This is a genomic window from Flavobacterium sp. ACN2 (genome assembly GCF_002303885.1).
Taxonomy (GTDB): Bacteria; Bacteroidota; Bacteroidia; order Flavobacteriales; family Flavobacteriaceae; genus Flavobacterium.
This window is the reverse complement of the sequence record NZ_MRCM01000026.1, coordinates 25,516-36,944: the sequence shown is the minus strand read 5'-3', so window position 1 is coordinate 36,944 and position 11,429 is coordinate 25,516. Positions and strand designations below refer to the sequence as shown.

The following is an 11,429-nucleotide window of genomic DNA, read 5'->3' as shown; positions in this document are numbered from 1 at the left end:
TTCTAGAACCAATATCTAGAAAATATAAATATGAAAAAGTAGATTAATAAAAATTTCCGACCAATTCATTTACTAATGATTTTAAAGGATTTGTACCCCCGCTCCCGCACGAATCCTTTCGTGTGGCGCAAAGTATGTCAAGTTCTAGTTTTTAAAAATCTAAAATATTAAAATGAGTAAAAATTATAAATTTCATAATTTGAAGGGTTTAAGTAGAACGACCACAAGAAAGGATTCGTGCGGTAGCGGGAGAATTATTTTTATGAAATTTTAGATTAAAATATGGGACTACAGGCATCAATACAAATAAGTTATTCAATAGATCTAGACGTAATTGATTTTTTAAATTTATTATTTGAAAAAGAATGGCATTATAACGATTATAATAAAATTACATTTTTAGTAAATAATGATTTCGATTGGGAAATTGAAAGCATAGACAATTATGATCTCATATTAGATTCGTTAGATAAAAGATTTACTAATAATGAAATTATTGGAATTGCTTTGCTAAATAAAAATAATATAGGAGGTTTGCTTCATTTTTTGCCAGGTAAAAAAGAAGTCATGATTTTATTGAATATTAATAGAGAAAAAGTTTCTGGAACTAATTTAACTAATTATTCTTTTTATTCTGAAATGTTGCTTACTGTTTTAGACAATATATCAGAAATAAAATTTATTGATACTATTTAAAACTAAATTGCTTTATTATTCATGCTAAGTTCTTAAGATGTCTAGAGAAGCTTTATTAATCCCATAATTAAGCTTACAACTTAAATATACCAACAATACCACACATTACAATTAAAGAATAGCGTAGTCATTTAAACAAATTGGCTAGCTATTCCTATGTTTAAAATTAATTTAAAAAAAGTATTTACACATGAGAAATTATTTTTTAACCCTATTTATATTACTATATACTGTTTGTGTATCCGCGCAAAAAATTAAAATTGAGAAGGGAGAAATAAAACTAGACGAAAAAACGGTAGGGTATATAGAAGGTAAAAAGCCAATTTTTACGATTTACAATGTAGATAAAAGCTATGTAATTACTGCTGAGATCAAAAGTGTTTCTAATGAACCGTCGTTAACACTTCCATGGATTGAAATAAAAGATGAAGCAACAGGAAAATGGAATGAACTGGATTTCAAGAGCAGAAAATTCAGTGCCTCCAATTATGATAGGAGCATTATATACGAACTATTAGATCGAAATTATTTTACTGCCGAAGGCTTGAATAAAGACGAGATTGATAAATTTTTGGATAGCGAATCAGCTGGTATTTCAGCAAAGCGTTTGGGTAAACAAAATGTAATAGATCAGGCTAATAAAATTGCAGATACCTATCAATTATCAATCGATGATGCAGGTACTATTTATAGCATGAAAGCACAAAATCAAGATCCGCTTGATAAACGCATTGGCTATATCAAGGTAATATCACCAGCTACAAATGGAGAATTACAGTATGAAGTAGTCGATTTAGATAATTATCGAATAGCAACATGGTTTGCAAAGGCTGGTATGGCTTCGGGTTATGATAAATTATTAAATCAAGAACTCATCACTTTTGATAAAAAAGTATTTAAAGCTGCTTTTGATAACCACGGTAACCCTATGGGGTACAAAATGAGTAAAGACATTACAGCTATGAATATTGTCAGAGTTTTGGTAGGTAATGGTTATCCGTTGCAGCATCAGGGACTAGTTTTAGTTCAAGCAAAGGTAGAGAAGCAAGCCCAAGCTTCAGCAGAAAAAATAATAGCAGAACGTTCAAATTCTGCCAACATTTATGAAAAGAACGGATATGTTATCAATGAAAAAGGAGAAAAAAAATCAGGGCCAATAACAGCAGAATTTGAATCAATAAAATCTGAATATTCAAGCGGAACGCCAGATATGACCTCTTATGGAAAAACGGTAACATTAAAATTTACCAATGAAAAAGGCCGTGAGAAAACAGAAAATTTTAAATCAAAAAGCGGAACCAGATTCTGTATCGAGAAAAGCGGACAAGAAGAATGTTATTTAGGATTAAAAACGATAGGAAATACAATGGCTGCAGCTGGTAGCTTAAATTCTTTAAGTTTTGATTTTTCCAGCTTCTACAAAATTTTGTATGAAGAAAATGGATACATGATTCTGGTTGATCCATTACTGTCATCTGATTTTATTATAAAAATACCAACGCAGGAAAAAGGTTTATATGCCAACAAATCAAGCAATGATAAACTGAAAAAAAATGTTGCTGAATATCTAAAATGCGATTCGTTTGTCTTCGAAAATTATGATTTTAAAACCCTTGAAGGACTGATTAAGGTTTTAGAAGATTATAAAAATAATTGCAGTAAATAAAAATTAAAAAACCACTACAGCCTCAAAACTGTAGTGGTTTAAAATACAACAAAATGAAAAAAGCTTTACTCTTATTCCTATTTATTGCAACTACCTCATGCTATCAGGAAATCTCTATAGCCGTAGAAGGTGATTTTACGATTTCGTATATTAATGCTAAAGAATCGGTCCCCGTTATCATTAAAATCGATAGTGAAGTTTCTGGTGCCGATACTTATGAATGGACTTTTGAAGGAGGAAGTCCGAGTACTTCAAATCTAAAAAATCCGGGAGAAATCCTGTATGATAAACAAGGAACATATACTATAAAACTTAGGGCAACAAATGCAGATGGAGAGAGTAAAGAAATCAGTAAAACGGTTATAATTAGAGACGGAATTAATATTGATTTTACCGCTGAAATTGTAAAAAGTAATTTCTCACCCGCTGAGGTAGTTATTACCAATAATACTCTTGGTGAAGGGCTTACTTTTAAATGGGATTTTCAGGACGGAATGCCAACCAGTTTTTCGGGTAAAATACCTCCTAATGTTGTTTTTAAAACTCCAGGAGAGCATGCAATTACCCTAACAGTTTCAAATGGGCTTGAAACTCAAAAAGTAACTAAAACAATTACAGTTGCACCACTTTTGATGAGTTTATTCTCGTATGAACCAAAATTTGAAAACGACGATTATCAGTCGCCAGTAACGATTAATTTTATCAATAAATCAATCAGTGCGACCCAATATAAATGGACTTTTGTGGGAGGAAATCCGAGTGTTTCAACAGAAGAAAATCCAACGGTAATGTTTACAAGTATTGGGGTTCATGAAGTCACTCTAGAAGCTTCAAACGATAAATCAAGCCAGATTTTTAAATCAACAATTACGGTACAGCCCGATACAAATCTGCGTATTTTAACCAATATCAAGTTAGGTATAAACTCGGCGCACAATAACAAAAATATTGGAGCAATGTTTTCGACCATCACTAGGCAAGTGTATAAAGCAAATGAAATTACTGAAGAGAACAGTGGCTTAATTGATATTGTATTTCAGGGATTAAATAGCAATTTGACCTATAACAAATTCATTTCGCCGGATCAGGTCAATAACTATGGATTTCTGGCATTAAAAAATGCTCAAAGCACCATTTTTGTAAACTCTCAAAATCTTTGTAATTGCGGATTAAACTTTAACGAAACACAGTTTGATGCAATGACAAACGATACTCCAATAAAATCATTAAACATAAGTTATAGCGCACCAGGAGAACAGCAATTTGGCTGGACGTATCCAAGAATAATTTTGTTCAAAACACAGGATGGACGAAAGGGGGCAATCAAAATTAAAGATATGGTAAAAAACGGAACCAGCTCTTATATTTTATGTGACATTAAAGTACAAAAACAATAAAGGAGGAATCGATTAATGAAAATAAATAATACAAATAATTGGTTAAAACTCCTAGTTGTTCTACTGTTCTTAGTTACTAAAAATGGATATTCGCAGGATGTTGATTTAGAGAATTTTTACAAGCCTAATTTTAAAGTTACAGGTGGAGTAAATGCTAACATGATATTTTATAATTCTAATCAGCAAAATTCTAGAGAGCCATTTACTTATCTGCTTTCAGGAAATTTAAATGTCAGTGCATTCAGTTTTAATATTCCGGTATTTTACAGCCTGACCAATCAGGGAAATAATCTGGGTTATACCGCTCCCTTTGATTTTAATCGAATTTGTATCATGCCTAAGTACAAATGGGTTAAAGCTTATATAGGTAATGCAAACATGACTTTTTCGCCTTATACCTTAAGCGGTTATCCTTTTAAAGGCGTTGGTCTTGAATTGACACCAAGAAGCCCATTTAAAATTAGTTTAATGGGAGGACAATTATTAAAATCAGTATCAGAAGAAAATGCGTTAGGAGGCGTTCCCGTTTATGAACGATTTGGTTACGGCATAAAAACAAGTTTCGAAAAAGAAAGATATAAAATAGGCTGGATTGGCTTTTATGCCAAAGACAATGTAAACTCGCTCAACTTAACAGGAAATGATAGTGAAGTAACACCTAAATCAAATTTTGTAAACAGTCTGCTTTTTGGTACATCATTATTAAAAGATTTAACTTTTAATGTAGAGTATGCGCTATCAGTATTAACAGACGATACACGTGCAGAAACACTCCAAGGAGGAAATTTTAAGGACAGACTTTTCTCTGCAAAAGAAAGTACTGTTTTCTTAAACGCATTAAATGTAAATTTTGATTACAGCATACAAAAAACAAGACTTGGATTAATGTATGAACGTATTGATCCCAATTACAATACATTGGGAGCAATGTACTTTAATAATGATTTAGAAAATATTGCATTGCGCCTTTCAAGACCCTTTTATAATGATAACATAAATATAGCAGCTAGTTTAGGATATCAAAGAGATGATTTGGCACACGAGAAAAAACAAGATACTAAGAGTGTCGTGGGTTCTATAAATATGAATTATAAAATTACGGACCAGCTTAATTTTACAGGGAGTTATTCTAATTTTTCGACCTACACCAATAAAAAAACGGACCAGTTTGAACTCATTAATAATCCAAATGTTGTAGCTGCCGATACTTTAGATTATAAGCAGTTATCTCAAAATGCAAACCTAAATATTGGTTATTCTTTTGGAAAAAAGAAAAACCAAAATATGAATTTTAATTATAGTATTGCAGGTCAGGCCAATGAACAAGGCGGTATTATAAGAAAAGGACAGGCAAGCACCGTACAGAATTATAATTTATCTCATATAGTAAATTTCCTTGTAATTAAAACGGCCCTGAATAGTTCTTTAAATTATACCAATAACCAGGTTGGTCAGTTTGATAACTCATCCGTTGGTGCTTCAGTTGGTGTTTCTAAAAAGTTATTGAAAGAAAAAATGAATGCCAATTTTGGCTTTTTATATAACAATACTCAAAGCGATGCAAGTTCAAGTTCTGTATTTGGAATAAAACTGAATAACAGTTACACTATAATGCAAAAGCATAATTTTTCATTAGATATGACGTCAATGTTTAGAAGTTCAACCAATAAGCCTTCCAACAATGACATAATATTGAATTTTAACTATGGCTACAGCTTTTAGCTAAAGGAACGACTTATATAAAAACATATTGAGATTCAGGTTTCAAGCATAATATAGATTATTTACTATGAAAAAGTTTTACAAATTACATTTATCTGCTTTATTTATTCTGTTTTGGTTTTTTAGTTCTTACGGGCAGGATATAGCACCTCCAAAAGAGCTGAATGCAGCTACGGGGTCAATAGAAAAGATTGCCGCGGCAGACCGCTGGGTAGATCATTTTTCGAATCAGGATTTGGTCGAACTTCCTGTGGGGATTCGAAATACCGTAAACAATGTAGAGTATTCTATCGGGATAACAAAAGCAGTATTTTCTCCTGAATATACTACGCTGACGGTATTCTGCAGGGTTGATATCCCGCAGAAAGGTCCAAACGGACAGCCGATGCAATTGTTTTTTGGAGCCGATGATGTAAAACTTTCCCATCAGGGAGGTATCATAGGTGAAGCTAAACTCGTATTGCTGGGAAATGTAGATATTCCGTTCAGTGATAATAAATGGCAATTATCCTTATACGGAGGTTTTGATATGGCAACAGGACATAACAAAGACCTGACCTATGTAACAATTGATTGTGACGGCTTTAAGGAAATGAAAATATCAGGGGCAGTCGAGTTTTCCAGAAATCTAATTTTACCTATTGATCCAAAAACAGGTTCAGTTGACGAAGCAGCAACGACTACTACCAAAACTTATTATAATGGTATACCAGTTCAAATTCCGAATAGAGTTAGAGGAGAATTCAATTTTATAGGAAGTGATTGGAATGACATTTTAGTTAATGTAAGCCTACAGCCTTTTGTTTTAAAAGACAAACGAAATGGAAAAGATTTTGATGGTAACTTCACCTTTTTGGTAAGTAATGCTGTATTGGATTTAAGTGATTTAAAGAACGATCCTAGCGTGTTTTTTCCTGAATATTATACAAAAAACGCATTATTATCACCAAGCCCGGAAGCATGGAAAGGTGTATTTATTCAGGCCTTTGAAGTGGGGCTTCCAAAGGAGTTTCAAACCTCGGATACTGCATCGAATAAAGAAAGAATCTATGTAGGAGCTCAAAATCTTATTATAGATAAATTTGGAGTTTCTGGAACTTTTTATGCTGATAATATATTTCCTTTAAATAAGGGTATCACTAGTGAGGAAAAATCATGGGCTTATTCCTTAGATCATATCGATGTGACTATTGCCGCTAATACATTTGTGAAAGCAAATCTGAGCGGTGAAATTTTACTGCCAATTACTAAATCAACGAGTTCATCTTCAACAAATTCAGGACAAACGAATAGAAAGGGATTGCTTTACAATGGATTTATATCCATGAGTGAGCAGCAGTTAGTTGTTGCTACTAAAGATTCTTTATCTTTTGATATCTGGAAAGCAAAAGCATTATTACTGCCCAATAGTTCCGTTGAATTAAATTTAATAAACGGAAGATTTTTACCCAAAGCCAATTTAAACGGAACGGTTTCTTTTGGAACAAATAAGAACGCTACGGATGATAAGGAGGTAGAAGGAAAACGAATGGTTGATTTTAAAGGAATTTCCTTTGAAAATTTACAATTGCAAACCGTTTCTCCAATAATTTCTGTTCGCAATATGGGATATAAAGGAACAGTAGCCTTTGCTAATTTCCCTGTATCGATAGGTAATATAAATGTTGCTATTAATGGAAATGATTCCCGAATTGATTTTGATTTAGGAATAAATTTAATGGAAAGTGTAGGGGCAGGAGCTTCGGCTCGAATAGGAATTAAAGGCAAAATGTATGAGGATGGCTATAGGCAGCGAAGCCGATACGATGGTCTTGATTTATCAGCTATTAATATTGACTGCCAATTCAGCGGACTAACAATAAAAGGAGGTCTTATCTTAATGGAAAATGATCCTGTATATGGTAATGGCTTCAATGCAGATCTTATGGTTGATGTTGCAGGTGTAGTGAATGTTCAGGCTAAAGCTATTTTTGGACGCTCTACTTTTAGATACTGGTATTTTGATTCCGCTGTTCAATGGCCTTCTGTACCATCTCCGTTTATGATAAATGGTTTTGGCGGAGGAGCTTACTACAAAATGAGAAGAAATCAGGATTTGTCAATAGCAGATTTTTCACTTTCAGGACTTAGTTATACGCCAGATGAAAAAATAAGTTTAGGACTTAAAGCTTTGATTTATTTTTCTGTAGGTTCGGATAAAATTTGCGATGGAGAAGCTGGTTTTGAAATGGCTTTTAACGCAAAAGGCGGAGTAAACAGACTGGCAATTTTTGGAAAAGCAAGTGTATTAGCAGAAATCCCTGGAATGAAAAAAATTAGTGGCTTAATGGAAAAAGTAGCTACAAATGTTACTTCAAAGAAAAGCTTTTTAGGTATTACAGAAACTGATCTGAAAGGATCTTTTGCCAGTAAATATATTCCAGAAGCAAAAGAAGCAATTCCGGGAGATTTATCTGCTGCAGTAGGTATAAAAATGGCAGCAGCAGTAGAGCTTGATTTTCAGAATAAATCTATGCATGCTACAACAGATGTGTATATTAATACCCCGGGAAATTTCCTTTCAGGTACAGGATCTGGAGGAAGAGCAGTTTGGGGAGTTTTTCATAAAGACCCAAAAGACTGGTATATGTATATGGGAACACCAGATGACAGATGCGGTATAAAAATTGGAGTAGCTGGAATGTACCTGAAAACTACAAGTTATTTCATGGCCGGAACGGTACTTCCCGCAAGCCCGCCACCACCGGCAGTTGTGGCACAGATTTTAGGAGTAGATGCCAAGCAGTTAGACTATATGCGCGATGAAAATTCACTCGCAAATGGAGGCGGTATGGCTTTTGGCGCAAGTTTAGATTTTGATACGGGAGATTTAAGTTTCCTTCTTTTCTATGCGCGTTTTCAAGCTGGAATGGGATTTGATATTATGCTGAAAGATTATCAGGAAGCTAGATGTTCGAATACGGGAAAGACTGTGGGAATAAATGGCTGGTATGCAAATGGTCAGTCGTATGCTTATTTGCAAGGAGAACTTGGAGTTAGAATAAAATTGGCATTTGTAAAAATAAAAGTTCCAATCATCTCAGGAGGAGCAGCCGTATTATTGCAGGCAAAACTGCCAAATCCGGTTTGGATGCGTGGTTATGTGGGTGGAAATATGAACGTTCTGGGAGGATTAATAAAAGGAAAATTCCGTTTTAAGTTTGAAATAGGTGAAGAATGCCAATTTGAAAATGGATCGCCGTTAGGAGGAATTAAACTGATTACAGATGTAACTCCAAAGCAAAGCTCAGCAGATGTTGATGTGTTTGCTGTTCCGCAAGCAGCTTTTTCAATGAAAGTTAATGAAGCTTTTGTAATACCTGAAGATACAGGCGATGTTACTTATAAAATCATTTTAGAGAAATTCAAATTATTCGATGGTACAACTGAAATACCAGGGACTTTTGAATGGGGTTCGATGAAAGACAAAGTAAATTTTGTTTCAACAGATATTTTACCACCAAACAGAGAACTAAAAGTTCAGGTTGAGGTTAGTTTCCAAAAAATGATAAACGGTGTTTTTCAGCCGATCAAAGTTGATGGAAAAGTAGCCACAGAATACGAAGAAAGATTATTTACAACAGGAGGTGCACCAAATCATATTCCGCTTAACAATATTAAATATTCTTACCCGGTAGTAGATCAGAAATACTTCCTTGAAGAAGAATATCCAAAAGGATATATTCAGCTTAAGCGTGGTCAGGATTATTTATTTGAAGATGCAAGCTGGGAAACCAGTATCAAAGTAAATGAAGAAGGTGCTTCCAATGCAAAAGCAACCGCTTTCAATTATGACACCAATAAAAATGAAGTATATTATGAATTGCCCGATATTAAGCAGGAAAAGAAATATAACTTTTCAATTGTCAGCAGTTTAAAACAGTCTCCCTCTAGAAACACCGGATCTTCAACAAGAACAAATACAATCAATGATGATGGTAATGATATACAAATAAAAGAAAATCAAGCTGATGCATTGTCAAAAGCAGAAGGCAGTATTGATCGTTTATCTTACTTGTTCAGTACCAGTAAATATAAAACTTTCAATGCTAAGATGAATGCCATAAACACACAAAGCTATAATTTTGGAGTTTTATATTCAGATGTTATTTATTTAACTAATACTATTTCAAGTCAGGAAGCATTTGATTTGACTGAATTACAGGGAGTAACATATAGTGATAATAAACCAATTATCGTAGCGCAGTCTAAGTTAAATGACGAGTATTATATGGGGGATATTTATCCGTACTTGTATAAAGATTATCCTTTAAATGGAAATTATACTATTACTGAAAGAGATATCGATGAGTTAGGAGTTATTCCGGCAAAAGCAATTCCGCTGAATGCTTACTACATGACCAGTATAGAGAATGATGTAAACCAATCATGGACAAAAGGTAATTTTCCATTTAAGTATAATATGCCTTTGCTTTATAAACAAGACTGGGTTGATTTAAATAATCAAATTGTCAACGCTTACATTAATGGAGATACAGGTGTAGATTCAATCGCAAAACGTTTCTTAAATAGTAATTATCAGTTTATGCGTTATGGAAACTATGAAATACTAATGAAGTACAATCTGCCGGGAGATAAAAAATCTACGGAGTACACTTACAAATACAAAAACAATAATAAATTCAGGTAGCTGATGAAATCGTATAAAAAATTATAGACTATTAGATTTTTATGAGACTTAAAATCATTTTTCTTGTATTGTTATTTACTAGCTGTAATACAAGTAATTATTTAGACGGTAATGTATATGATTATGACACAGAGAAGCCTCTCAAAGACGTAATTGTGAATATTAATGGGACTACAACATATACAGACGGTAAAGGATACTTTAGAATGAAAGTAAAAGTAAATTCTAATTGTATAATGCTAATTATAAAAGAAGGATATGCAGTAAAAAAGATTTGTAGAGAACCCGATTCCTTAAATGAATTCAGTAAAAAGAAATTGAAAAACAATAAAATTTATCTCATTGATAGTAACACTGATTTAATGAAATAAACTAGAGAAAGTAATTTCTTGATTTAGGAATTAAAATAATTAGTATTAAATTATTGAAGGTATTTATATGCATTGGTAACAAGTAAGAACGTCAGAAAAATTGGATTTTCTGGTGTTATAAACACTAAATGGATCTTTATCTATTACACCCATTCTGACACTGTATTTACAAGCTGTCTTATGTATGCGCATATATTTGACTACAGAATTGTTTTCAATGCCTGTTTTGCCTTTAAAACGACTATCGTATTTAAGAAATAATTCAAGATTGTAAAAGTAGACACTGGTCACTTCAAGCAAAGAGATATCTTGTATTCCGTACTGCTTTGTCATAAATGTGATAAGTAAATCTTTTGCACGTTCATATTTCTGGAACGAAGCTTTAGATCGTTCTCTGGCATCGACCTTTCTTTTAAAGAACTCATTATGCCTATTCATAATTTCGATTATGCTTACATAATCTTCTTTTACGGCTGTTTCGCCTTTAAATTCATCTTTGAGTAATTGCAAAGAAAAATCCTGATCAATTTTAAATATTTCATTGAACTTCTTTTCCATGCCCAGAAGAAAAAGATTCAAGGTATTTTTAATTACCTTTTCTTTTTCAAGCTTAAGAATACTCCTTAAGTTGTCGGTAAACCGCCATCTTTCTTTTAAGATCGATTTGCCCACCACCATAGTTATGGATTGTTTCTTGTATGAAATGCGGGCGTAAATTGGAGATTCTCCACTTTTGTTGAATTTACCTGCTTTGAGATAAAAAATTATTTTTAACATAACTCACAATTTTAAATTAATAATCAAATTGATTTAAAATCGCCGAAAGTTTGTAGTGTTTTTTAGGGAACTCCTGGGGAATTCACTTTTTTTAGTGACCCTTTTTTCGT

General features: G+C 33.0%; 7 protein-coding genes. 6 read left to right on the top strand and 1 reads right to left on the bottom strand.

Annotated elements, in window-relative coordinates:
* Positions 1–282: 282 nt before the first annotated feature.
* From BSF41_RS22770 to BSF41_RS22745, 6 genes are all read left to right on the top strand, one after another.
* A complete protein-coding gene (locus tag BSF41_RS22770; RefSeq protein ID WP_095931771.1) occupies positions 283–696 on the top strand; it encodes a hypothetical protein in 414 nt (137 codons plus the stop codon).
* Between the two features lie 190 nt (positions 697–886).
* Positions 887–2,362, top strand: a complete 1,476-nt coding sequence (locus BSF41_RS22765; RefSeq protein WP_095931770.1) for a hypothetical protein — start codon at positions 887–889, stop codon at positions 2,360–2,362.
* A gap of 53 nt (positions 2,363–2,415) precedes the next feature.
* The gene (locus BSF41_RS22760; protein WP_095931769.1) at positions 2,416–3,759 is read left to right on the top strand and encodes a PKD domain-containing protein; all 1,344 of its coding nucleotides are present in this window, start codon (positions 2,416–2,418) and stop codon (positions 3,757–3,759) included.
* Between the two features lie 15 nt (positions 3,760–3,774).
* Entirely contained in the window at positions 3,775–5,481 is a 1,707-nt protein-coding gene (locus tag BSF41_RS22755) for a hypothetical protein (protein ID WP_253251880.1), read from the top strand.
* 67 nt (positions 5,482–5,548) lie between these two features.
* Complete coding sequence (locus BSF41_RS22750) at positions 5,549–10,171, top strand: hypothetical protein (RefSeq protein WP_095931768.1); 4,623 nt, start codon at positions 5,549–5,551, stop codon at positions 10,169–10,171.
* Positions 10,172–10,326: 155 nt separating this feature from the next.
* Complete coding sequence (locus BSF41_RS22745; protein ID WP_141248182.1) at positions 10,327–10,542, top strand: hypothetical protein; 216 nt, start codon at positions 10,327–10,329, stop codon at positions 10,540–10,542.
* A 63-nt stretch (positions 10,543–10,605) separates the two neighbouring features.
* Here BSF41_RS22745 and BSF41_RS22740 read toward each other — a convergent pair whose 3' ends face one another.
* Positions 10,606–11,319 (bottom strand): phage integrase SAM-like domain-containing protein, encoded by a 714-nt coding sequence (locus tag BSF41_RS22740; RefSeq protein ID WP_095931766.1) that lies wholly within the window; start codon positions 11,317–11,319, stop codon positions 10,606–10,608.
* Positions 11,320–11,429: the final 110 nt, after the last annotated feature.

What these genes read in the sequence shown, in the direction of transcription:
- BSF41_RS22770 (WP_095931771.1), top strand. Translation starts at nt 283, where the DNA reads ATGGGACTACAGGCATCAATACAAATAAGTTATTCAATAGATCTAGAC.
- BSF41_RS22765 (WP_095931770.1), top strand. Translation starts at nt 887, where the DNA reads ATGAGAAATTATTTTTTAACCCTATTTATATTACTATATACTGTTTGT.
- BSF41_RS22760 (WP_095931769.1), top strand. Translation starts at nt 2,416, where the DNA reads ATGAAAAAAGCTTTACTCTTATTCCTATTTATTGCAACTACCTCATGC.
- BSF41_RS22755 (WP_253251880.1), top strand. Translation starts at nt 3,775, where the DNA reads ATGAAAATAAATAATACAAATAATTGGTTAAAACTCCTAGTTGTTCTA.
- BSF41_RS22750 (WP_095931768.1), top strand. Translation starts at nt 5,549, where the DNA reads ATGAAAAAGTTTTACAAATTACATTTATCTGCTTTATTTATTCTGTTT.
- BSF41_RS22740 (WP_095931766.1), bottom strand. Translation starts at nt 11,319, where the DNA reads ATGTTAAAAATAATTTTTTATCTCAAAGCAGGTAAATTCAACAAAAGT.